We start from the raw sequence: 24365 nt of genomic DNA, 5'->3' as shown, positions 1-24365 counted from the left end.
CAAAAAAGGCGGCTGATTCAGCCGCCTTCTCGCATTTAGCGCTTCAGCGCTTCACTCAACTCTTCACGCATCGATGCCAGCATTGCTTTCACTACGCGTGGGTTACCCGCAACGATGTTACCTGACATCACGTAACCGTGGTTGCCGGTAAAGTCAGTCACCAGGCCGCCCGCTTCACGCACCAGCAGCTCGCCCGCCGCAAAATCCCACGGCTTCAGGCCAATCTCAAAGAAACCATCAACGCGACCTGCAGCGGTGTAAGCCAGATCCAGCGCCGCCGAACCGGTGCGACGGAAATCAGCGCACTGGGTGAACAGTTTGCCAACGATGTTGATGTAAGGGGTTGCGTGCTGCTTCAACTTGAACGGGAAGCCGGTCGCCAGGATGGTACCATCCAGATCGCGCGCCGTGCTGCCGCGCAGGCGATAGCCATTCAGCTGTGCGCCCTGGCCGCGTACGGCGGTGAAGAGTTCGTTACGCATTGGATCGTAAACCACAGCCACTTCGGTGCGGCCTTTGATGCGCACAGCGATAGATACTGAGAAGTGTGGAAGACGTTTGATGAAGTTGGTGGTGCCATCCAGCGGATCGATTACCCATTGAATGTCTTGATCTTCGCCCGCCAGCTCACCGCTTTCTTCGGTGATGATGGTGTGTTTCGGGTACGATTTACGAATTACTTCGATAATCAGACGTTCTGCGTCACGGTCAACATTGGTAACGAAGTCGTTGCTGCCTTTCTGGCTGGCTTCGACAGCGTCCGGGGTTTCATAATTCTTGGCAATTAAATTTCCGGCCTTGCGCGCGGCGCGCACGGCTATGTTGAGCATCGGATGCATCGGTATCTCTCGCTGGATGTTAAAGAACGGGGAAAACGGCGCGGAGTATATCAGCGTGTTCAGCAAATGTCCTCTTTTTATGTTAGGATGCGCGCCATCATTTCCCTGACCGCCTCTAATTATGCTGCAGAATATCCGAATCGTACTGGTAGAAACGTCGCACACCGGCAACATGGGCTCCGTCGCACGCGCGATGAAAACCATGGGCTTAACCAACCTTTATCTGGTCAATCCGCTGGTGAAACCCGATTCACAGGCCATTTCCCTCGCCGCCGGTGCCAGCGATGTCATTGGTAATGCGCGCATTGTCGATACCCTGGATGAAGCCATTGCCGGTTGTAGTTTGGTGGTTGGCACCAGCGCACGTTCACGTTCACTGCCGTGGCCCATGTTGGATTCACGCGAGTGCGGCATTAAAAGCGTGGAAGAGGGCCAGCAGGCGCCGGTGGCGTTGGTGTTTGGCCGCGAGCGCGTGGGCCTGACTAACGAAGAGTTGCAGAAATGTCACTATCACGTCGCGATTCAGGCGAACCCGGAATACAGCTCACTGAATCTGGCGATGGCGGTGCAGATTATCGCTTACGAAGTGCGCATGGCCTGGCTGGACGCGCAGGAAAAAGCCGCGCCGACGGAAGAGCCGGTCGAATCACCGTATCCGCTGGTTGACGATCTGGAGCGCTTCTATCAGCACATCGAACAGATGATGCTGAACAGCGGCTTTATCCGTGAAGGCACGCCAAGCCAGGTGATGAGCAAGCTGCGTCGTTTATATACACGTGCGCGCCCCGAACGCGACGAACTGAACATCCTGCGCGGCATGATGGCATCGTTCGAAAAGCGCAAAGGTAATGTGGATAATAGTTGAGTAAAACAGTTGGTTAAATAGTTGAGCAATTTACTTGGTTAAATAGTTGACCGTTTTACTCAGGAATGTCAGACTGGCGTCAATTCTTCAGATAACCCGCCGATAACCGGACGGACGCTTACGAGGTTGTATGCTATGAGACTGACATCCAAAGGACGTTATGCCGTAACCGCTATGCTGGACGTTGCACTGCACTCCAATGAGGGCCCGGTGCCGCTAGCTGACATTTCTGAGCGTCAGGGCATCTCATTGTCCTATCTGGAGCAGTTATTCTCACGTCTGCGTAAGCACGGCTTAGTGGCCAGCGTTCGTGGTCCAGGTGGCGGTTATCTGTTAGGCAAAGATTCAAGCGCGATTGCTGTGGGCGCGGTTATTACCGCCGTTGACGAATCTGTCGATGCCACTAAATGCCAGGGCAAAGAGGGCTGCCAGGGCGGCGAGCGTTGCCTGACCCACGTTTTGTGGCGTGATCTGAGTGAGCGCATCAGCGACTTCCTCAACAACATCACGCTGGCGGAACTGGTGAATAATCAGGAAATCCTTGAAGTGGCCGATCGTCAGAACACTGTCGATAATCGCCGCTTCCAGCAGCATCGTGTGCAAGAAACCATCAACGTTAATCTGCGCGCTTAATCAGTTCTCCTTCGGCCTTTCCTGTTCATACGGGCGAGGCCGAATGTGCTATAAAGACGTATGATTTTTTATACGGAGTTTTAGCGCAATGAAATTACCGATTTACCTGGATTACGCAGCCACTACGCCTGCGGATCCGCGTGTTGCCACCAAAATGATGCAGTTCCTCACAATGGATGGCACTTTCGGTAACCCCGCGTCCCGTTCCCACCGTTTTGGCTGGCAGGCTGAAGAAGCTGTTGATGTGGCTCGCAATCAAGTTGCTGAGCTGGTCAATGCCGATCCCCGTGAAATCGTTTTTACCTCCGGCGCGACCGAAGCGGACAACCTTGCGATTAAAGGTGCCGCGCAATTCCATCAGGCGCGCGGCAAGCACATTATTACCAGCCAAACCGAACACAAAGCGGTGCTCGACAGTTGCCAGCAACTGGCGCTCGAAGGGTTTGATGTCACCTTCTTACAGCCGGGCAGCGACGGTATCGTTACGCCGCAGATGCTCGAATCTGCACTGCGTGACGACACGGTGCTGGTATCGCTGATGCACGTCAATAATGAAACCGGTGTGATTCAGGACATCGCCGCACTCGGCGCGCTGTGCCGTGCGCGTGACATCCTGTTTCACGTTGATGCCACGCAAAGCGTCGGCAAATTGCCGATTGACGTCACTGAACTGCCGGTGGATTTGATGTCGTTCTCAGCGCACAAGCTGTATGGACCGAAAGGCATCGGCGCGCTGTGGGTGCGTCGTAAACCGCGTCTGCAAATTGATGCACAGATGCACGGTGGCGGTCACGAGCGCGGCATGCGTTCGGGAACGTTGCCGGTGCATCAGATTGTCGGCATGGGCGAAGCCTACCGTATTGCGCGTGAAGAGATGAGCAGCGAAATGGCGCGTCTGGCCGAGTTGCGCCAGCGTCTGTGGCGCGGTATTAGTCAATTGGGTAACGTGAACCTCAACGGTTCGCTGGAGCAGGGCGCTCCGAACATCCTCAATATTAGTTTTGCCCACGTCGATGGCGAATCGCTGATTATGGCGCTGAAAGATTTGGCGCTGTCCTCCGGTTCCGCCTGTACCTCGGCCAGTCTCGAACCTTCCTATGTGCTGCGCGCGATGGGCGTTGAGCAGGAGCTGGCACACAGCTCGCTGCGTTTTTCGCTCGGACGCTTCACCAGCGCAGAGGAAATTGAGTACGCTATCGAGCTGGTCAACAAAGCGGTAACACGTCTGCGGGCACTTTCGCCTGCGGCAAACGCCCGCTAATTCATGCACCCCTTGCGCTGGTTCTGGCGCAAGGTGACACCTAACGCAAACGGAGCCACGCGATGACAACACAACCGATGATAATTACGCTCAGCTCCCAGGCCGCCGATGCGCGCTGGGGTGACAAAGCGCTGCTGAGCAGCAACGAAAGTGGCATGACCGTTCACCTGACTGGCGCAGACGCGCTGATGAGCATCCAGCGCGCGGGGCGCAAGCTGGACGGGCAGGGCATTCGTCACGTCTCGCTGCAGGGCGAAGGCTGGGATGTGGAAAAGTGCTGGGCGTTCTGGCAAGGCTACCGCAGCCCGAAAGGCAAACGTCAGGTCGAGTGGCCGGAATTCAATGAAGACGATCAGGCTGAATTTGCACGTCGTCTGAAGATTGTTGACTGGGTGCGCAACACCATCAACCTGCCGGCGGAAGATCTTAGCCCGGAACAGCTGGCGCACAACGCGGTTGATCTGATCAACGAAGTGGGCGGCAAAGCAGTCAGCTATCGCATCACCAAAGGTGACGATTTGCGTGTTCAGGGTTACGCCGGTATCCACACCGTGGGCCGCGGCTCCACGCGCGCACCGGTGTTGCTGGCGCTGGATTTCAATCCAACTGGCGATGAAGATGCGCCGGTTTACGCCTGTCTGGTCGGTAAAGGCATCACCTTTGATACCGGCGGTTACAGCCTGAAGCAGAGCGCTTTCATGGACTCAATGAAGTCCGACATGGGCGGCGCGGCAACGCTGACTGGCGCGCTGGCGCTGGCGATTTCACGCGGTCTGAATAAGCGCGTGAAGCTGTATCTATGCTGCGCAGACAACATGGTCAGCGGCAACGCCTTCCGTCTGGGCGACATCATTCGCTATCGCAACGGTAAAACCGTGGAAGTGATGAACACCGATGCGGAAGGTCGTCTGGTATTGGCCGATGGCCTGATCGATGCCAGCGAGCAAAATCCTGAACTGCTGATCGATGCGGCAACGCTGACCGGCGCGGCGAAAACCGCGCTGGGTAACGATTATCACGCGCTGTTTACCTTTGACGATGTGCTGGCGGAATCGCTGCTTGGCAGCGCGACCGGCGAAAACGAAGCATTCTGGCGTCTGCCGCTGGCCGAGTTCCATCGCAGCCATCTGCCTTCGAACTTTGCCGATCTGAATAACATCGCCAGCCCGTCACATGCGGCAGGTGCCAGCAGTGCGGCGGCGTTCCTGTCGCATTTCGTCAGCAAATATCAGCAAGGCTGGCTGCACATTGACTGCTCCGCGACGTACCGTAAAAGCGCGGTGGATCAGTGGTCCGCGGGTGCGACCGGTTTGGGTGTGCGCACCGTCGCCAATCTGTTACTGAAATAATCCTCATCACGGCAGGCGCAAGCTTGCCGTCTTTTTTGGAATACGATAAATGAGTAACCGTCTTGAAGAGGTGCTGAAGCTGGCGGCTACTGAGCCTGCGCACCGTCCGGAATTTTTCCAGCTGCTGCTGGAAGCCGATGTGTGGGTGCCAGGCGAAAGTCCCGCCGAACAGTTTGATGCGACTTCGCCGGTCGAATTACAGCATTGGGAAAAAGAGGATGGCGGCAGCGTGATCCCGTTCTTCACCTCGGAAGAGGCGATGGGCGAGGCCATCAAAGATGAACAACCTTACCTGCGCATGCCGGTGCGCACGCTGTTTGAAATCACGCAAGGCGAAACGCTGTTCCTCAATCCGAAACTGCCTGCGGGTAAAGAGTTTTCGCCGGGTGAAATCGCCCATTTGATTGGCGAAGAGGGCAGTGCGCTGAGCCAGCAAACCGTGCTGGAAGGTGGTCATGCGTTGCTGTTGTCCGAAGTGGCCGAGCCGCCAGCGCAGATGATTGATTCGTTAACGCAACTGTTTGCCAAGTACAAACAGGTACGCCGTGCTTACATCGCTAGCATTCGTGAAAGCGCTAGCGAAGCACCGAACCTGCTGATTGGTATCGAAGCTGATAGCGATATCGATGAGATTATTCAGGCGGCGGGCGGCGTAGCGACGGATACGCTTGCCGATGATGCGCCCATTGATATCTGTGAAGTGGTTAATGAAGATCGCGGCGTGAGCCACTTCTTTACTGCCCACATCACGCCGTTCTATGAACGTCGCTGGGGCAGTTTCCTGCGCGATTTTAAGGGCAGTCAGCGGATTATATAATGCGTGGTCGCCATTGATGGCGACCTGCTATCACTTCTCGATCGGTAAATCGTCGCGGCTGCCCCATTCGCCCCACGAACCGTCGTACAGCGTCACATCCCGCACACCCAGTGAGGTGAGCGCCAGAATCACCACCACCGCCGTGACACCCGAACCGCAGCTGGCAATCACCGGCTGATCCAGTTTTACCCCCGCCTGAGCAAACAGATCGCGCAGTTCCGCTGCCGGTTTCAATTCACCATTTACCACCAAACTGTTCCACGGCACGTTCAGGCTGTTGGGAATATGCCCGCGCAACAAGCCCGGACGCGGTTCATACACTTCGGCGTTAAAACGGTTCGCCGCACGGGCATCGACAATCTGCGCACCGCCTTCGTGGCTGATCAGCAGCACATCGGTCAGACGTTTCACCTGTGCGCTATCATAAGTCGCTTCGAATTCACCCTCCGGCAAACTAACCGGTCCGGTGGCGACATCGAAACCGGCTGCCTTCCAGCCCTGTAATCCTCCGGCCAGAATCGACACGTTTTCGCAGCCAAAGGCGCGCAGCATCCACCACGCACGCGGAGCCGAAAACAGGTTGCCTTCGTCATACACCACCAGATGTTTGTCCTGGCTGACGCCCAATTCGCGCATGGCCACCGCAAAGGATTCGGCGCGCGGCATCATGTGTGGATAAGCACTGGTGTGATCGGACAAGGCTTCAATATCGAAGAACGGCGCATTCGGCAGATGACCAGCCAGATATTCAGCCTGCACATCACGTACGGCTTCCTGGCCAGGCGGTAACATGCGGGCATCAAGCACCTGCAATGTTTCCTCGGTGTAATGTTCTTTCAACCAATCAGCGGACACAAACATGGCTGTCATAGCAACCTCTTCTCAGCAAACGGGAAACGACCAGTCTCCGGGAATGTGAACGCTATCTCAAGGGTGTGATTGCTAAAGTTGGCGGGTTGATGTGAAATTGCGCGGAATGACGTTTTCTTAACTTCTGGGACTGGTGAGGGAATTACCATGGCAAAACGTTTTAACCGGCTGCTGCTCAGCGCGCTGATCGGTGCTGGATTACTGGGCGGCGGGACCTCGACGAGTCACGCGGAGGAAGCGGCAGCCGCAACAGCAACGCAGAAATCGCTGTCGGTTATCGATCTCTCCGAGCTGCAACTCGACGGCGCCGCCGCGCTGGTGTTGACCTTCAACACGCCGCTTGAAGCGAAGCAGGATTTCGCTGCGCGCGTGCAGATTATCGATGAGAAAAGCGGCAAGGTTGATGGCGGCTGGGAGCTGGCGCCAAACGGTAAAGCGCTGCGTTTTCGTCATCCTGAACCGTCGCGCAAGTTGACGGTTAACGTCGATGCCGGTCTCAAAGCGGCCGATGGCAGCACCTTATCGAAATCGTTTAGCCAATCGCTCACCACGCGCGATATCCAGCCGATGGTGGGTTTTGCCAGTCGCGGATCGCTGCTGCCGCTGCGTCTGACGCAGGGATTGCCGGTGCTGGCGCTGAATGTGAATAACGTCGACGTCGATTTCTTCCGCGTGAAAAGCGCCTCGCTGGCCGATTTTCTGGCGCAGTGGAATTACGGCAACAATATGTCGTACTGGGAATCACGCGAGCTGCTGAAAAATGCCGATCTGGTTTACGGCGCCCGCTTCGATCTTAATCCGGCGCGCAACACGCGCGAGAAAATGCAGCTGCCGTTGGGCGATGTCGATGCGCTGAAACAGCCGGGCGTCTATCTGGCGGTGATGAAACAGGCCGGAACCTACAACTACACGCAACCGGCGACGCTGTTTACATTGAGCGACATCGGTTTGTCGCTGCACCAATTCCCCGAACAGCTGGAACTGTTTGCCCAAAGCCTGACCAATGGCGCGCCACTTGATGACGTTAGCGTGCAGCTGCTGGATGAAAAAGGAAAACAACTCGCCAGTGGCACCAGCGACAGCTACGGTCATTTGCGTTTACCGGCGAATGCTAAAGGCAAGCTGCTGCTGGCGACACAAAAGGACCAAACCTCGCTGATCGATCTTAATCGTCCGGCGCTGGATCTGGCGGAGTTCCCGATTGATGGACCGCAAGGCTACGACAAACAGTTGTTCGTATTTGGTCCGCGCGATCTCTATCGTCCGGGTGAAACGGTGATCGTCAACGCGCTGCTGCGTGATGCTGACGGCAAACCGTTGCCGCCGCAGCCGGTGAAAGCCGACGTGGTGCAGCCGAATGGCGAAGTGTCGCAGACCTTTGTCTGGCAGCCAGAGAACGGCGTCTATCAACATCGCTTCGCGATACCGGCTGCGGCGATGACCGGCGAATGGACGCTGCGCATCAACAGTGGCGACAACCAGCCGCGCAGCTGGCCGTTCCACGTCGAAGACTTCCTGCCGGAGCGCATGGCGCTGGATTTGACCAACAGCGCGCAGCCGTTGGCGCCGGATGACGACGTCACCTTTGCTGTTGAAGGCCGCTATCTGTACGGCGCGCCGGCAGCGGGTAACGAGCTGCAAGGGCAGCTGCTGCTGCGTCCCGCGCGTGATGCGGTTGCCGCGCTGCCTGGCTATCAATTTGGTGACATCACTGAAGAGCTGAAACGTTCGCTCGATGATGTGGATGAGAAGCTGGATGAGAGCGGCAAGCTGCAGCTTAACGTTGAGAGCAGCTGGAAAGAGATCCATTCACCGCTCAATCTGATTCTGCAAGCCAGCCTGCTGGAAACCGGCGGCCGCCCGGTGACGCGCCGCGCGACTCAGGCGATTTGGCCGGCAGCGGCGCTGCCCGGCATCCGTCCGCTGTTTAGCAGTGAATCGGTATATGACTATCGCAGCGATCGTTATCACGATGAGCCGACCGTGGCAGAAAACAGCCTCGCGGAATTCGACGTGGTCTACGCCAATCCGCAGGGCGAAAAACTGGCGGCGTCAGATCTTGATGTGCGCCTGATCCACGAACGCCGCGACTATTACTGGAGCTTCTCTGATAGCGAAGGCTGGCAATCGCGCTTCGATCAAAAGGATCTGCAGGAGGATCAGCAGCGCATCTCTATTACGGCGGGCGGCAGCCAGAAAGTGAGTTTCCCGGTGGAGTGGGGCACCTATCGCCTGGAAGTGCATGCCGGCGACAACATCCTTAGCAGCGTACGCTTCCAGGCCGGATATGGGTGGCAGGACAACACCAACGGCACCGGCGCGCTGCGTCCGGATCAGGTCAAACTGAAAATTGATAAAACCGCCTATCAGCCGGGCGACACCGCACACGTGCAGGTGGAGTCGCCTGCTGCCGGCAAAGGCTATCTGATGGTGGAATCCAGCAGCGGCACGCTGTGGTGGCAACCGCTTGACGTTCCGGCGGGCGGCGCAACCATTGATGTACCGATTAGCGAAAGCTGGAAGCGACACGATCTCTATCTCAGCGCCATCGTGGTGCGCGACGGCGACAAGGCCAGCGGCGTCACGCCGAAGCGCGCGGTGGGGTTACTGCATCTGCCGATGGCGACCGAAGCGCGCCGCCTCAGTTTAGCGCTCGACGCGCCGGATAAGATCCGTCCTGAGCAGACGCTAAAAGTGCAGGTCAAAGCCAGCCGTGAAGGTGGCGCATTGCCGAAGCAGGTTCAGGTATTACTCTCGGCGGTGGACAGCGGCGTGCTTAACATCACTGACTACAAAACCCCGAATCCGTGGGAAGCGTTCTTTGGCCGCATGCGTTATAACGCCGATCAATACGATGTGTTTGGTCAACTGATTGAAGGCGGTGGCAAACTGGCCGCGCTGCGCTTTGGTGGTGACGCCGACGATGCGGATACGCTGTCGCGCGGCGGCAAAAAACCGGTCACTGATGTGCAGATCGTGGCGCAGCAGTTGCAGCCCGTAACGCTGGATGCCAATGGCGAAGGTACGCTGGAACTGCCGATTCCGGCGTTTAATGGCGAACTGCGTTTGATGGCGCAGGTGTGGAGCGACGACAGCTTCGGGTCGGCCGATCGTAAGCTGGTGGTTGCCGCGCCATTGATCAGTGAACTGGCGACGCCGCGCTTCCTGGCCAGCGGCGATCAATCTACGCTGGCGCTGGATCTCACTAACCTCACCGATCAACCGCAAACGCTGAAAATCAACATCAGCGCCAGCGGCCAGCTCGCCCTGAACGGCAACATCCCTGCCAGCGTGCAGCTGGCGCAAGGCGCGCGCACCACCTTGCAAATTCCGGTCAGAGCGCTGGGCGGCTTCGGTGAAGGCGAGGTACAGGTCAGGGTTTCCGGCATGAGTTTGCCGGGCGAAACGCTGGCAGCGAGCGAGCGTAAATGGAAAATTGGCGTGCGTCCGGCCTATCCGGCACAAACGCTGAGTTTCGATAACGTGATGCAAACCGGTCAGAACTGGCAGGTGATGGCCAGCGCCTTCAATGGCTTGCAGCAGGATACCTTGAGCGGACAGCTGTCGCTCAGTAACCGTCCACCGCTGAATATCGCCAGCTATATCCGTTCGCTGTACGCCTATCCTTATGGCTGCCTTGAACAGACCGCCAGCGGCATTTGGCCGTCGGTGTTCACCAATCATGCGCAGCTGACGGCGATGGGCATCAAAACCAGTAACGATGAAGCGCGTCGCGCCTCAATTGATACCGGCATCGCGCGTCTTGCCGGCATGCAGCGCGGCAACGGCAGCTTTGGTTTGTGGAGCAAAGAGAGTCAGGAAGAGTTCTGGCTGACGGCTTACGTCACCGATTTCCTGCTGCGCGCCAGCGAAGCCGGTTACGGCGTACCGGATGGCGTGATTACCCGTGCCGACGAACGTCTGCTGCGCTATCTGCAGGATCCCGCGCAGATCGAAACCAGCTGGAGCAGCGATGCCGATGGCTTGCGTTTCAGCGTGCAGGCTTATGCCGGATTGGTGCTGGCGCGTCAGCAGCAGGCGCCGCTCGGTGCGTTGCGTGCGCTGTATGAAAAGCGCGATCGGGCTAAATCGGGGCTGGCGATGGTGCAGCTTGGCGTGGCATTGAAGCTGATGGGCGATCAACAGCGCGCACAACTGGCGCTGGCGCAGGGCATTGGCCTGGAACGTAAACCCAACAGCTGGCTCGGCGATTACGGCAGCCCGGTGCGCGATCGCGCGCTGATTCTGTCGCTGCTGACAGAAAACCAGCTGCTGCCGGAGATGCAAGGTCCGTTGTTGATCGAGCTGGCAAAAGCCGTGCACGGACAGCGCTGGTTCTCGACCCAGGAAAACAACGCGTTGTTCCTCGCCGCTCGCACCTTGCAGCAGCACAAAGGTGAAAGCTGGCAGGCGACCCTGCAGGGTAAAGCGGAACCGCTCAGCAGTGATCAGCCGCTCAATATTGGCATGACGGAAGATCAGCTGCGTCAGGGCGTGTCGGTGAAAAGCGACAACGCGTCGCCGCTTTACGGCACGCTGAATGTGGTGGGTTATCCGCGCACCGCACCGTCGCCTATGAGCAACGTGCTGCAGATCAGTCGTGAGTACTTCACGCTGGAGGGTAAGCCGGCGGATCTCACCAACCTGAAAAGTGGCGAACTGCTGGTGGTGCGGCTCAAAGTCGCGGCCAGCGAGCGCGTCAGTGATGCGCTGGTGGTGGATCTGCTGCCTGCCGGACTGGAGCTGGAAAACCAGAACCTGAGCGACAGCAGCGCCAGTTTAGGCGACAGTGCCGACGCGCTGAAAGAGAGCATGATGGATATGCAGCAAGCCAACATCAAGCACATCGAATTCCGTGACGACCGCTTTGTCGCCGCGCTGGCGCTCGATGGCTACACGCCGGGCACGCTGCTGTATCTGGCGCGTGCGGTGACGCCGGGCAGCTATCGCCTGCCGCCGCCGCAGGTGGAATCGATGTATGTGCCGGAATGGCGCGCGATTGGCAGCACGCCGGAAAAACTCAATGTGCGTTAAGCATTGATGTCTGGAAGTAAGCGACTAAAGCGGTGGCGCTGGCTGCCGCTTTTTTTACTGCTGCTGCTGGCCGCGCTGTGGCTACTGGATCGCCTTACACCGCTACCGCTGCATGAGTTACAGCCGGCGCGCGTGGTGGTGGCCGAAGACGGTACGCCGCTGTGGCGCTTTGCTGACCCGCAAGGCATTTGGCGCTATCCGGTGACGCTGGAGGATGTCTCGCCTGCCTATATCGAGGCGCTGCTGACCTACGAAGATCGCTGGTTCTGGCATCATCCCGGCATCAATCCGATGGCGATTGTGCGTGCAGTCGGGCAGAACGTGCTGCATCACGGCGTGGTCTCCGGCGGTAGCACGCTCACCATGCAGGTGGCGCGACTTATCGATCCGCAACCGCGCACTCTGCGCGGCAAAGTGGTGCAGGCGTGGCGCGCGCTGCAGCTCGAATATCATCTCTCAAAACGCGACATCCTCACGCTGTATCTCAATCGCGCCCCTTTTGGCGGCACGGTGGAGGGCGTTGGCGCGGCGAGCTGGATGTGGCTGGGGAAACCGCCTTCGCAACTTACCCAAGGTGAAGCGGCGCTGCTGGCGGTGTTGCCACAGGCACCAAGCCGCCTGCGTCCGGACCGCTGGCCTCAGCGCGCCGAAGCAGCACGCAATAAAGTGCTGGATCGCCTCGCGCAATATCACGTCTGGTCAGCGCAGGTTGTCGCCGATATCAAACAAGAAGCGGTGTGGCTGCCGCCGCGCCAAATGCCGCAACGTGCGCCGCTGCTGGCCCGACGCCTATTGTCGCTGTCACCCGATACCAAAATCACCTCAACCATTGATGTGTCGCTGCAGCGCGAACTGGAGAATCTGGCGACGTCGCTGAAAAACAACTTACCGCCGCGCACCTCGCTGGCGCTGCTGGTGGTGGATCACCAAAAAATGAAAGTGCGCGGCTATGTCGGATCGGTGGATTTCAATGACGATAGCCGTTTTGGTCATGTCGATATGATCTCGAGCGTGCGATCGCCAGGATCGGTGCTGAAGCCTTTTGTCTATGGCATGGCGCTGGATGATGGGCTGATTCATGGCGAATCACTGCTGCAGGATGTGCCGCGCCGCTTTGGCGACTATCGTCCTGGTAACTTTGACTCGGGCTTTCACGGGCCGGTGAGCGCCAGCGCTGCGCTGGAGCGATCGCTCAATCTCCCTGCGGTGCAGTTGCTGGATGCGCTGGGGCCAAAAAGTGTCGCCGCGCGCTTGCGTAACGTGGGATTGAATCTGCGCTTTCCCGCTGGCGCAGAGCCCAATCTGTCGCTGGTGCTGGGCGGCACTGGCGCACGCATGGATGAGATTGTGGCGGCCTATAGCGCCTTTGCCCGTCACGGCAATGCGGCGCAGTTGCGCTGGCTGACGACACAGCCGCTGCAGGAGAGGCCGCTGTTGTCGCCAGGCGCAGCATGGATTGTGCGGCGCATTCTGGCTGGCGCGGCGCAACCTCCGGCCAGCGGCGCGGTGGCGGAGATTGCGCCTTTGGCGTGGAAAACCGGTACCAGCTACGGCTACCGTGATGCATGGACGATTGGCATCACGTCGCGCTATCTGATTGGCGTGTGGGTTGGGCGGCCGGATGCCACGCCGGTCGCCGGGCAATTTGGTTTTGCCTCGGCGGTGCCGGTGATGAATCAGGTCAATAATGTGCTGGCGGGACATATGCCGGTGAGCGGTGCGCCGCGCGATCCGCGTCCGCTTTCGGTCAGCGCCATGAGCATTTGCTGGCCTGGCGGTCAGCCGTTGCCTCCCGGCGACGAAAACTGTCGCCAGCGTCGTCAGAGTTGGGTGTTGAATCAAACTGTGCCACCGACGCTGCTGGCGCCGGGGCAGGAAGGCGTCAATGGCTTGCGTCAGCGCTACTGGCAGAACAGCCGGGGATGGCGTGTGGCGGCCGATTGCCCGGATGCACAAAGTCGGGAGCGCCTGATGTGGCCGCTGCCGCTTGAACTCTGGCTGCCGGTTGCTGAACGCCGTGCGCAGCGCTTACCGCCGATCGATCCCGCTTGTCCGCCGCGCAATCAGGGCAATGCGCCACCGATGGTGATTACTGGTGTGATCAACGGCCAGCGCGTACAGCCGCTGCCGGGTAAAGTGGTGCTGGTGATGCCGGTTGCGGTGCAGGGCGGGCAAGGTGAGCAGCGCTGGTGGTTCTTAAACGGACAGCCGCTTGAGCGGGACGCGAGTAATAAGAGTGCGGCGCTGGTGCTGGATGAGCCGGGCAGTTATCAATTGGTGGTGATGGATGAAGCGGGGCAACTCTCATCGGTGTCATTTATCCGCGGTTAAGTGCATGGATATGGCATACTTTTTGCCTGCGCGCCCCGACAAAAATCAATTATTTTCAATAATTCCGCAAATCGCTAATAGGCAACGCGCTGCGATATCCCTATAATCGGCGCGTTTTCTTACCGGGAGGAGCTCCCGGATTCTTCAGGATGCTAACTAGAGGTCAACATGGCAATCGAACGTACTTTCTCAATCGTGAAACCAAACGCCGTCGCTAAGAACGTGATTGGTGCAATTTATAACCGTTTTGAAAGCGCGGGCTTCAAAATCGTTGGCGCAAAAATGCTGCACCTGACCAAAGAGCAGGCTGAAGGCTTCTACGCTGAGCACAAAGGCCGTCCATTCTTTGATGGTCTGGTTGAATTCATGACTTCTGGTCCGGTTGTGGTTTCTGTACTGGAAGGCGAAAACGCCGTTCAGCGTCACCGCGATCTGATGGGTGCAACTAACCCAGACAACGCGCTGGCAGGGACCCTGCGTGCGGATTACGCGGACAGCTTCACCGAGAACGCGACCCACGGTTCTGACTCTGCTGAATCTGCAGCACGCGAAATCGCGTACTTCTTCGCAGAAAACGAAGTCTGCCCACGCACTCGCTAAGTGCGTTGATGGCCTGAGCGGACACCCGTCTTTACAGCTGTTCAACCTCTGTGAAACGGTTCCCCTGGCATCATGCAGCAGATGTAGTACAATTATGCGCCCTTGTTGAGCCAGCCTCAGCGAGGGCGCTGTTTTTTTCCTACTATTAACCAGAGCCGTAACGTGTAACAACGAGGCCAGAGAACATTATGTCCGAACAGATTGTGACGCCGTCGTCCGCTTCCCCCGTGGTTGTTTCCCCAAAAAACGAAAAAATTAACCTGCTGGATCTTAACCGTCAGCAGATGCGCGAATTCTTTCTTGAGATGGGCGAAAAGCCGTTCCGTGCCGATCAGGTCATGAAGTGGATGTACCACTACTGCTGCGATGATTTCGAGCAGATGACCGACATCAACAAAGTGCTGCGCGGTAAGCTGATGCAGCGCGCTGAAATCCGTGCGCCGGAAGTGGCGGAAGAGATGCGTTCCACCGATGGCACCATTAAATGGGCGATTCGCGTGGGCGACCAGCTGGTTGAAACCGTCTACATCCCGGAAGCGGATCGCGCAACCCTGTGCGTCTCCTCGCAGGTAGGCTGCGCGCTGGAGTGCAAATTCTGTTCGACGGCGCAGCAGGGCTTTAACCGCAACCTGCGCGTATCAGAAATTATCGGCCAGGTATGGCGCGCCGCGAAAATCATCGGTGCTGCGAAAATTACCGGTCAGCGCCCGATCACCAACGTGGTGATGATGGGCATGGGCGAACCGCTGCTGAATCTGAACAACGTGGTGCCGGCGATGGATATCATGCTGGACGACTTCGGTTTCGGCCTGTCAAAACGTCGCGTTACGCTGTCAACCTCAGGCGTGGTGCCGGCGCTGGATAAGCTGGGCGACATGATCGACGTAGCGCTGGCGATTTCACTGCACGCGCCGAACGATGCGATTCGTGATGAGATCGTGCCGATCAACAAAAAGTACAACATCGAGACTTTCCTTGCGGCGGTCAAACGCTACATCGGCAAGTCCAACGCCAATCAGGGCCGTGTGACCATTGAGTATGTGATGTTGGATCACGTCAATGACAGCACCGACAACGCGCATGAACTGGCGGCACTGCTGAAAGATACGCCGTGCAAAATCAACCTGATTCCGTGGAACCCCTTCCCGGGCGCGCCGTATGGTCGTAGCTCCAATAGCCGTATTGACCGCTTCTCCAAAGTGCTGATGGATTATGGTTTCACCACCATCGTGCGTAAGACCCGTGGTGATGATATCGACGCCGCTTGTGGTCAGCTGGCGGGCGATGTGATTGACCGTACCAAGCGTACGCTGCGTAAGAAAATGGCAGGCGAAGCCATCTCTGTGAAGGCGCTCTGAAAGCCAGCGCCTGCTGATATTCAGCGGGCGTAACTCATGTCAGTCTCTCCGCATATTTTTCATGGAGAGACTGAAATGCGTAAAGGATTACCCGCCGCGATTCTGGCTGGCTTTGTTGTAACCGGTTGTGTCAATCATCCTGCAAAGCAGAGTGCAGCGGATATCCGTCTGCAGCTCGGATTGCATTATCTGGCGGTGAAGGATTATGCCGCTGCACAGCGCAATTTATTGCGTGCTCAGCAGGCAGCGCCGAAAGATTATCGCGTGCTGTTGGCCCTGGCCCGTGTGGCGCAGGCGCAGCAGAACAGCGCACAAACCCGCTGGCACTATCAGCGGGCGCAGCAGTTAGCGCCACTGAATGGTTATGTGGCTAACAATTACGGTGCGTTTCTCTGCGGTTTAAGGCAGTATGACGAAGCGCATCAACAGTTTAAGCTGGCAATTGAGGCGCAGGAAATCGATGCTCGTCAGGATGCATTCCTGTTTTCGGGCTATTGTTACCTGCAGGCTGATGAGAGTGCCGCAGCGCGCGAGCAGTTAGGTTACGCGCTGGATGCCGCACCGGAGCAGGGCAGTCAACTGCTGAGGGAAGTGGAAAGGCGGCTTGAACAGCAGGAACAGCAGTCGGTTCCGCTGCTTTTAGAAGTGTACCACCAGCGTTTGCCCGCAACGGCAGAGAGCCTGTGGTTACAGATACGTTTCGCCGCGCAACAGGGAAACGCTGCTGACGTTACACGTTATGGCGACCGGTTGGCGCGAAGTTTTCCACAATCGATACAGTACCAGCGTTATTTAGCTAATGAATACTGAAGCCACTCAAGAGAATTCTGCAGTACATTCCACAGGTGAACGCCTGCGTCTGGCCCGTGAGCAGATGGGGCTGACCCAGCAAAACGTCGCTGAACGCCTGTGCCTGAAACTTACTACCGTGCGTGATATTGAAGAGGATAAATCACCAGCTGATTTGGCTTCGACATTCCTGCGCGGTTACATTCGCTCTTATGCCCGTCTGGTGCATGTGCCGGAAGATGACCTGCTGCCGATGATGGCAAAACAGGCTCCGGTGCGCGCTGCCAGGATCGAGCCGATGCAGAGCTTCTCATTGGGTAAGCGTCGTAAAAAGCGCGATGGCTGGCTGATGATCTTCACCTGGTTGGTGATTTTCGTCGTAGTCGGTTTGACCGGTGCGTGGTGGTGGCAGAACCATAAAGCGTCACAGGCTGATTTGGTGTCGATGGCCGATCAAAACGGCAGCGGCGACAATAGCCAGTCCATTCCATTGGGCGACAACAGCACCGACAGCAATACTGATGCGGATACTAACGCTGCCGGTACGCCAGTCGATAACGGTGCTGGCGCAGTGGCCACGCCTGAAAGCAACGCCGGCGCACCTGCGTCGAGCATGAGCAACAATGCGCAAACCACCGGCAGCGACAACGCCGTGGTTTCGCCAAGCCAGGCTCCGATTGATACAGCGCCGCCAGCGGCGACCTCTCCGGCGCCAGCAAACAGTGTTCCTGCTGGTCAAATGCCTACCGCGAATGCGGCAGTCAGCCAACCGGCAGGCGATCCGAATGCCATCGTAATGAACTTCAAAGCCGACTGCTGGCTGGAAGTCAGCGATGCGACCGGCAAGAAGTTGTTCAGCGGTTTGCAACGTAGCGGCGGTAAGCTGAGTTTGTCCGGAACGGCTCCGTATCGTCTGAAAATTGGCGCACCGGGTGCGGTTGACGTGCAATATCAGAATCAGCCCGTTGATTTAAGTCGTTTTATCCGTAATAACCAGGTTGCCCGTCTGACGCTGGGTGCGCAATAACGCGCAGCGCGCTTTCCGGGTAATTGTGGAGAGAGAATATGCATAACGAAGCACCCATCATCCGTCGCAAATCAACACGGATTTACGTCGGCAAGGTGCCAGTTGGCGATGGTGCGCCCATCGCCGTTCAGTCAATGACCAACACCCGCACCACTGACGTGGACGCCACCGTTAACCAGATTCGCCAGCTTGAGCGCGTCGGGGTTGATATCGTGCGCGTCTCCGTTCCCACTATGGATGCGGCTGAAGCCTTCAAACTGATTAAGCAACAGGTCAACGTGCCGCTGGTCGCGGACATTCACTTTGACTATCGCATCGCACTGAAAGTCGCTGAATATGGCGTGGATTGTTTACGTATCAATCCAGGCAACATCGGTAACAATGAGCGTATTCGCCAGGTGGTGGATTGTGCGCGTCATTACAATATTCCGATCCGTATCGGCGTTAATGCCGGTTCGCTGGAAAAAGATCTGCAGGAAAAATATGGCGAGCCAACGCCGCAGGCGCTGCTCGAATCCGCGATGCGCCATGTGGATCACCTTGATCGCCTCAATTTTGATCAGTTCAAAGTGAGCGTCAAAGCCTCTGACGTCTTCCTTGCCGTTGAATCCTATCGTTTGCTGGCGAAAGCCATCGATCAGCCGCTGCATCTCGGTATCACCGAAGCGGGCGGCGCGCGTGCGGGTTCCGTGAAATCGGCGATCGGTTTAGGTTTGCTGCTGGCCGAAGGCATCGGCGATACGCTGCGTATTTCGCTGGCGGCCGATCCGGTTGAAGAAGTGAAAGTCGGCTACGATATCCTCAAATCTCTGCGCATCCGCTCCCGCGGCATCAACTTTATTGCCTGCCCGACCTGTTCGCGTCAGGAGTTTGATGTCATCGGTACGGTCAATGCGCTGGAAGAGCGGCTGGAAGACATCATCACACCGATGGATATTTCCATTATCGGTTGCGTGGTGAACGGTCCGGGTGAAGCGACAGTTTCTACCCTCGGCGTGACCGGCGGAGCCAAGAAAAGCGGCTTCTACGAAGATGGTGTGCGCCAGCGCGATCGTCTTGATAACAACGACATGATCGACCAGCTGGAAGCGCGTATTCGCGCTAAAGCCAGCATGCTGGATGAAAGCCGCCGTATCAACGTGCAGCAGCTGGAAAAATAATCGTGGTGCGCGCCTGTCGCGTGCCAGTTTGTGATTGAACCTGTGCGGTTTCATCCTCATAAGGTATGATGCCGCTCAGGTTTTTTTGTCTTAAGAGATTCTAACGTGGCGAAGAATATTCAAGCGATTCGCGGGATGAACGATTACCTGCCGGCGGATACCGCGATTTGGCAGCGTATTGAAGGCACCCTTGAGCAGGTGCTGGCCAGTTATGGTTACAGTGAAATCCGTCTGCCAATCGTTGAGCACACCCCGTTGTTCAGCCGCGCGATCGGTGAAGTCACCGACGTGGTTGAGAAAGAGATGTACACCTTTGAAGACCGCAACGGCGAAAGTCTGACGCTGCGTCCGGAAGGCACTGCAGGTTGCGTGCGCGCCGGTATCGAGCACGGTCTGCTGTACAATCAGGAACAGCGTCTGTGGTACACCGGCCCGATGTTCCGCTACGAGCGCCCGCAGAAAGGTCGTTATCGCCAGTTCCATCAGATGGGTGTCGAAGTCTTCGGCCTGCAAGGCCCGGACGTAGATGCTGAGCTGATCATGATGACCGCGCGCTGGTGGAAAGCGTTAGGTATTGCCGAGCACGTTGAGCTGGAGCTGAACTCTATCGGTTCGCTGGACGCGCGTGCCAACTATCGCAGCGCGCTGGTGGCATTCCTTGAGCAACATCAGGACGTACTCGACGAAGATTGCAAACGCCGCATGTACACCAATCCACTGCGCGTGCTCGACAGCAAAAATCCTGACATCCAGAAACTGTTAAACGATGCGCCAACGCTAGGCGAATTCCTTGATGAGGAGTCACGCGAGCACTTCAGCGGCCTGTGCGCCTTGCTGGACGACGCGGGCATTAACTATCGCATTAACCAGCGCCTGGTGCGCGGCCTCGATTACTATAACCGTACCGTTTTTGAATGGGTGACCAGCAGCCTCGGTTCGCAGGGCACCGTGTGCGGCGGCGGACGTTACGATGGTTTAGTTGAACAGCTGGGTGGACGTGCCACGCCAGCGGTTGGTTTTGCTATGGGTATGGAGCGTCTGGTGTTGCTGGTGCAAGCAGTTAATCCAGAATTTGAACCGACGCGCATTGTTGATGTCTATGTTATCGCTTCGGGGCAGGGCGTTCAGTCCGCCGCGATGCAACTGGCGGAAAAACTGCGTGATGCTGATCCGGCACTGAAGATGATGACCAACTTTGGTGGTGGTAACTTCAAGAAGCAGTTTGCCCGTGCAGACAAGTGGGGCGCACGCATTGCGCTGGTGCTGGGCGAAGATGAAGTGAAAGCGGGCCAGGTTGTGGTGAAAGACCTGCGTACCGGCGATCAACAGACGCTGGCTCAGAGCGACGCCGCTGCGACGTTGCGCACGCTGCTGCAGTAAGCGCAGCACTGCAACAGCCATTTTAAAGAGAGGGATTGCGTGGAAGTTTACAGCAACGAAAACGAACAAGTTGACGCGCTGCGTCAGTTCTTTGCCAACAATGGCAAATTTCTGGCCGTTGGCGTAATCATCGGTATCGCTGCGCTGGGTGGCTGGCGTTTCTGGTCCAGTCATCAGGAAGGCACCGATAAAGCGGCATCAGCCGAATATCAACAGCTGACCAGTGCGATGCAGGCGGACAAGCCTGATTCGCTGGAAGCGGTCGCCACTTTCGCCAGCGAAAACAACAACACCTATGGTGCGTTGGCTTCGTTGGATCTGGCTAAGCAGTATGTTGAAACCAATCAGCTCGATAAAGCTATCACTCTGTTACAGAGTGGGCTGAAAGATACCAAAGATGCCAACCTGCAGGCGGTGATTAACCTGCGTCTGGCTCGCATTCAGTTGCAGCAAAGCCAGGCCGATGCCGCACTTTCTACCCTTAACAATGTTAAAGGTGATGGCTGGACAGCCATTGTGGCGGACATTCGTGGCGAAGCACTGTTAAGCAAAGGCGATAAGCAGGGCGCGCGTGATGCCTGGAGCAAAGGTGCTGAATCGCAGGCCTCTCCTGCGCTGAAGCAAATGCTGCAGATGAAGATGAATAACTTAAGTTAAGCCAGTCAAGAGAGCGCACATGGAATTACGTAAATACCTGCTGCCAGGGCTGATTTCAGTCACTCTGCTCAGCGGTTGCTCGCTGTTCAGCGGCGAAGAAGATGTAGTGAAAATGGCCCCGCTGCCTAAAGTGGAAAACCAGTTTACGCCGCAGACCGCGTGGAGCACGTCGGTTGGCGACGGCGTTGGTGATTTCTATTCCAATCTGCATCCAGCCTGGCTGGACGGTACCGTGTATGCTGCAGATCGTTTTGGTGTGGTTAAAGCGCTTGATGCCAGCAATGGTAAAGAGAAATGGAAAGTCGATCTCTCTGAGAAAACCGGCTTCTTCTCGAAAAACATCTCGGCACTGCTCTCTGGCGGCGTCACCGCCAGCGGCGACCGCATCTACATCGGTAGTGAACGTGGTCAGGTATTTGCGTTGAATACCAGCGATGGTGGCATTGCCTGGCAGACCAAGGTCGCCGGTGAAGCGCTGTCGCGTCCGGTGGTGAGCGACGGTTTAGTGCTGGTTCACACCAGCAACGGTATGTTGCAAGGCCTTGATCAGAGCACTGGCGTGATCAAATGGACCGTTAACCTTGATATGCCTGCGCTGTCACTGCGCGGTGAATCAGCCCCGACCGTGGCCTTTGGTGGCGCAATTGTGGGTGGCGATAATGGCCGCGTGAGCGCAGTCATCGTCAATCAAGGTCAGCTGATTTGGCAGCAGCGTATTTCGCAGCCAAGCGGCGCCACGGAAATCGATCGCCTGAGCGACGTCGATACTACGCCAGTCGTGGTAAACGGTGTGGTTTATGCGCTGGCGTATAACGGTAACCTTACCGCGCTGGAACTGCGTTCTGGTCAGGTGCTGTGGAAACGTGAGATTGGCGGCGTGAAAGACATGGTGGTGGATGCGGGTCGTATCTATCTGGTCGATCAGGATGACCGCGTGATTGCCCTGAATGCTGACGGTGGCGTAGCCATCTGGCGTCAAAGCGATCTGCTGCATCGTAATCTGACCTCGCCGGTGCTGTTCAACGGTTATCTGGTTGTCGGTGATAGCGAAGGTTATCTGCACTGGATTAACACCCTTGACGGCCGCTTCGTGGCGCAGCAGAAACTGGACAGCGATGGCTTCCAGACTGAACCGGTGGTTGCCGGTGACAAGCTGCTGATCCAGGCGAAAGGCGGAGAAGTTTACGCCATCACCCGTTAAGGATATGGCTCTGCGGGAACGCGTTTCCCGCTCGCTTACACGGCTCCTGATTCGTCAGGGGCCGTTTCGTTTTTAGTCAGGCATGGTATTCTTTGCGCCTTCAGCCTGACGCCTGGCGTCAAATGTCGTTATAATCACGCCATTCGGGCGAATTATTTTAAAAACTGAGGCAAGTGTTATGGTACCTGTGGTCGCGCTGGTTGGGCGTCCCAATGTGGGAAAATCTACGCTATTTAACCGTTTAACACGCACACGTGATGCGCTGGTGGCGGATTTTCCTGGACTGACTCGCGATCGCAAATATGGTCGCGCCGAAGTGGAAGGGCGCGAATTCATTGTTATTGATACCGGCGGTATTGATGGCACCGAAGAGGGCGTAGAAAACCGCATGGCGGAGCAGTCGCTGCTGGCGATTGAAGAAGCCGATGTGGTGCTGTTTATGGTGGATGCGCGCGCGGGCGTAATGCCGGCGGATCAGCAAATCGCTAATCATCTGCGTGCCCGTGAGAAAGCCACCTTTGTTGTCGCCAACAAAACTGACGGTATCGACCCGGAAGCGGCGGTGCTCGATTTCTATGCGCTGGGCTTAGGCGAGATTCACGCCATTGCAGCTTCGCATGGCCGCGGCGTTAACAGCCTATTGGAAACCGCACTGTTGCCGTGGATGGAAGAAATCGTTCCAGAAGTCGAGCTCACTGAAGAAGAAGAGAACGCCGCCTATTGGGCCGATTTAGAAGAAGAGAGTGAGAAGGCGCTGGAGGAAGAGGAAGAAGAAGATTTCGACCCAACCACACTGCCAATCAAACTCGCTATCGTTGGCCGCCCGAACGTGGGTAAGTCAACGCTAACTAACCGCATTCTTGGCGAAGACCGTGTCGTGGTCTTCGACATGCCGGGCACCACGCGCGACAGCATCTATATTCCGATGGAACGTGACGGACGTGAGTATGTCCTGATTGATACCGCTGGCGTACGTAAGCGCGGTAAAATCACCGAAACCGTCGAAAAATTCTCAGTTATCAAAACGTTGCAAGCTATCGAAGATGCTAACGTGGTGATGCTGGTGATTGATGCGCGTGCCGGAATCTCCGATCAGGATCTCTCGCTGCTCGGCTTTATCCTGAACAGTGGGCGCTCACTGGTGATCGTGGTCAACAAGTGGGATGGCATGACGCAGGAAGCCAGAGATGAAGTCAAAGAGATGTTGGACTTCCGCCTGGGCTTTATCGATTTTGCGCGCATCCACTTTATTTCCGCCCTGCACGGCAGCGGCGTCGGCAACCTGTTCGAATCGGTGACCGAAGCGTACGACTGCTCCACCAAGCGTGTGGGCACCGCAATGCTGACGCGCATCATGACCATGGCCGCCGACGATCACCAACCGCCGTTGGTACGGGGTCGCCGCGTGAAACTGAAGTATGCGCACGCCGGTGGTTATAACCCGCCAATTGTGGTGATTCACGGCAACCAGGTGAAAGATCTGGCTGATTCCTATAAGCGTTACCTGATGAACTACTTCCGTCGTTCACTCAACGTTATGGGTACGCCGATTCGCATTCAGTTCAAAGAAGGCGATAACCCGTACGCGGGCAAACGCAACCTGTTGACGCCAACGCAGCAGCGCAAACGTCAGCGTCTGATGTCGCATCTGAAGAAGAACAAGCGTTAAGATGAGAAGGGCCCAGCAGGGCCCTTTTTTTTCACCTGTAACTTGTAGTGGCGCCATTTATGGCGGCCGCCATCCAAAGCGCAGAGGATAATGGATGAACTTTTCCTGCCCAACCTGTCAGCAACCACTCACTCTCAGTGAAACCGGTTTTGACTGCCCCAATTGTGAACGTCATTTCGATCGTATCGCCTTATGCCCGGATTGCCATCAGCCGTTACAAGTGCTGAAAGCCTGTGGCGCTGTCGACTACTTTTGTCAGCACGGCGACGGTCTCATCTCGAAAAAGCGCGTCGAATTTACGCCTGCCTTCATCGCAGATTAAAAACTCCGGATTCCACGCCTAGAGTTATTAACCAGTTACGCCTGGATTTGTAGCAAAAATGCTATTAACCAGTGACTGCCGCGTTATGGATATTCACTTTTTATTGTACCAGGTGGTACAATCCTGCCGCCTTGTCGCGAGAATAACTCTCACCTACGTTGTGTCCTCGCTCACAAGCGCCGAATCACGGGCATTGCACCCGT

At 56.8% G+C, this 24365-nt stretch carries 19 protein-coding genes; 17 read left to right on the top strand and 2 right to left on the bottom strand.

Features of this window, described 5'->3' with window-relative positions:
- Positions 1-35: 35 nt before the first annotated feature.
- The gene (suhB, locus tag FCN45_RS14295; protein WP_008108283.1) at positions 36-839 is read right to left on the bottom strand and encodes an inositol-1-monophosphatase; all 804 of its coding nucleotides are present in this window, start codon (positions 837-839) and stop codon (positions 36-38) included.
- Between the two features lie 121 nt (positions 840-960).
- On the opposite strand from suhB, the gene trmJ reads away from it, so the two are divergent.
- From trmJ to sseB, 5 genes are all read left to right on the top strand, one after another.
- Positions 961-1704: a tRNA (cytosine(32)/uridine(32)-2'-O)-methyltransferase TrmJ gene (gene trmJ, locus FCN45_RS14290; RefSeq protein ID WP_137386292.1), complete on the top strand. Its 744-nt coding sequence runs from the start codon at positions 961-963 to the stop codon at positions 1702-1704.
- A gap of 135 nt (positions 1705-1839) precedes the next feature.
- A complete protein-coding gene (gene iscR / locus FCN45_RS14285) occupies positions 1840-2337 on the top strand; it encodes a Fe-S cluster assembly transcriptional regulator IscR (protein ID WP_008108287.1) in 498 nt (165 codons plus the stop codon).
- Positions 2338-2425: 88 nt separating this feature from the next.
- Positions 2426-3598, top strand: coding sequence for an IscS subfamily cysteine desulfurase (locus tag FCN45_RS14280; protein WP_137386291.1), 1173 nt, complete (start codon positions 2426-2428; stop codon positions 3596-3598).
- A 62-nt stretch (positions 3599-3660) separates the two neighbouring features.
- On the top strand, positions 3661-4947 hold the full coding sequence (pepB, locus tag FCN45_RS14275; RefSeq protein ID WP_137386290.1) for an aminopeptidase PepB: 1287 nt from the start codon (positions 3661-3663) through the stop codon (positions 4945-4947).
- Positions 4948-4996: 49 nt separating this feature from the next.
- Positions 4997-5764, top strand: coding sequence for an enhanced serine sensitivity protein SseB (gene sseB / locus FCN45_RS14270; protein WP_137386289.1), 768 nt, complete (start codon positions 4997-4999; stop codon positions 5762-5764).
- Between the two features lie 30 nt (positions 5765-5794).
- On the opposite strand, the gene sseA is transcribed toward sseB, so the two are convergent.
- Positions 5795-6634, bottom strand: a complete 840-nt coding sequence (gene sseA / locus FCN45_RS14265; RefSeq protein WP_137386288.1) for a 3-mercaptopyruvate sulfurtransferase — start codon at positions 6632-6634, stop codon at positions 5795-5797.
- Between the two features lie 147 nt (positions 6635-6781).
- On the opposite strand from sseA, the gene FCN45_RS14260 reads away from it, so the two are divergent.
- From FCN45_RS14260 to FCN45_RS14205, 12 genes are all read left to right on the top strand, one after another.
- Complete coding sequence (locus tag FCN45_RS14260) at positions 6782-11668, top strand: alpha-2-macroglobulin (protein ID WP_137386287.1); 4887 nt, start codon at positions 6782-6784, stop codon at positions 11666-11668.
- Between the two features lie 6 nt (positions 11669-11674).
- Positions 11675-13999, top strand: a complete 2325-nt coding sequence (gene pbpC / locus FCN45_RS14255; protein WP_137386286.1) for a peptidoglycan glycosyltransferase PbpC — start codon at positions 11675-11677, stop codon at positions 13997-13999.
- A 168-nt stretch (positions 14000-14167) separates the two neighbouring features.
- Positions 14168-14599, top strand: a complete 432-nt coding sequence (gene ndk / locus FCN45_RS14250) for a nucleoside-diphosphate kinase (protein WP_007884899.1) — start codon at positions 14168-14170, stop codon at positions 14597-14599.
- A 188-nt stretch (positions 14600-14787) separates the two neighbouring features.
- Positions 14788-15957: a bifunctional tRNA (adenosine(37)-C2)-methyltransferase TrmG/ribosomal RNA large subunit methyltransferase RlmN gene (locus FCN45_RS14245; protein WP_137386285.1), complete on the top strand. Its 1170-nt coding sequence runs from the start codon at positions 14788-14790 to the stop codon at positions 15955-15957.
- A gap of 75 nt (positions 15958-16032) precedes the next feature.
- Entirely contained in the window at positions 16033-16767 is a 735-nt protein-coding gene (gene pilW, locus FCN45_RS14240; protein WP_137386284.1) for a type IV pilus biogenesis/stability protein PilW, read from the top strand.
- Entirely contained in the window at positions 16757-17773 is a 1017-nt protein-coding gene (rodZ, locus tag FCN45_RS14235) for a cytoskeleton protein RodZ (protein WP_137386283.1), read from the top strand. The genes pilW and rodZ overlap by 11 nt, the downstream gene beginning before the upstream one ends.
- 38 nt (positions 17774-17811) lie before the next feature.
- Positions 17812-18933, top strand: coding sequence for a flavodoxin-dependent (E)-4-hydroxy-3-methylbut-2-enyl-diphosphate synthase (gene ispG / locus FCN45_RS14230; RefSeq protein WP_101763487.1), 1122 nt, complete (start codon positions 17812-17814; stop codon positions 18931-18933).
- Positions 18934-19038: 105 nt separating this feature from the next.
- Complete coding sequence (gene hisS / locus FCN45_RS14225; RefSeq protein ID WP_137386282.1) at positions 19039-20313, top strand: histidine--tRNA ligase; 1275 nt, start codon at positions 19039-19041, stop codon at positions 20311-20313.
- Positions 20314-20352: 39 nt separating this feature from the next.
- The gene (locus tag FCN45_RS14220; protein ID WP_101763489.1) at positions 20353-20970 is read left to right on the top strand and encodes a YfgM family protein; all 618 of its coding nucleotides are present in this window, start codon (positions 20353-20355) and stop codon (positions 20968-20970) included.
- 19 nt (positions 20971-20989) lie between these two features.
- Positions 20990-22171 carry an outer membrane protein assembly factor BamB gene (bamB, locus tag FCN45_RS14215; protein ID WP_110866466.1) on the top strand — a complete coding sequence of 394 codons (1182 nt, stop codon included), beginning with the start codon at positions 20990-20992 and terminating at the stop codon, positions 22169-22171.
- 178 nt (positions 22172-22349) lie between these two features.
- Complete coding sequence (der, locus tag FCN45_RS14210; protein WP_101763491.1) at positions 22350-23840, top strand: ribosome biogenesis GTPase Der; 1491 nt, start codon at positions 22350-22352, stop codon at positions 23838-23840.
- A 94-nt stretch (positions 23841-23934) separates the two neighbouring features.
- On the top strand, positions 23935-24162 hold the full coding sequence (locus tag FCN45_RS14205) for a zinc ribbon domain-containing protein (RefSeq protein WP_101763492.1): 228 nt from the start codon (positions 23935-23937) through the stop codon (positions 24160-24162).
- Positions 24163-24365: the final 203 nt, after the last annotated feature.

Origin of the sequence: Pantoea sp. SO10 (genome assembly GCF_005281435.1) — a bacterium.
Taxonomy (GTDB): domain Bacteria; phylum Pseudomonadota; class Gammaproteobacteria; order Enterobacterales; family Enterobacteriaceae; genus Pantoea; species Pantoea leporis.
Note: the sequence above shows the minus strand (reverse complement) of the source record. Positions and strands in the feature narration are given on the sequence as shown.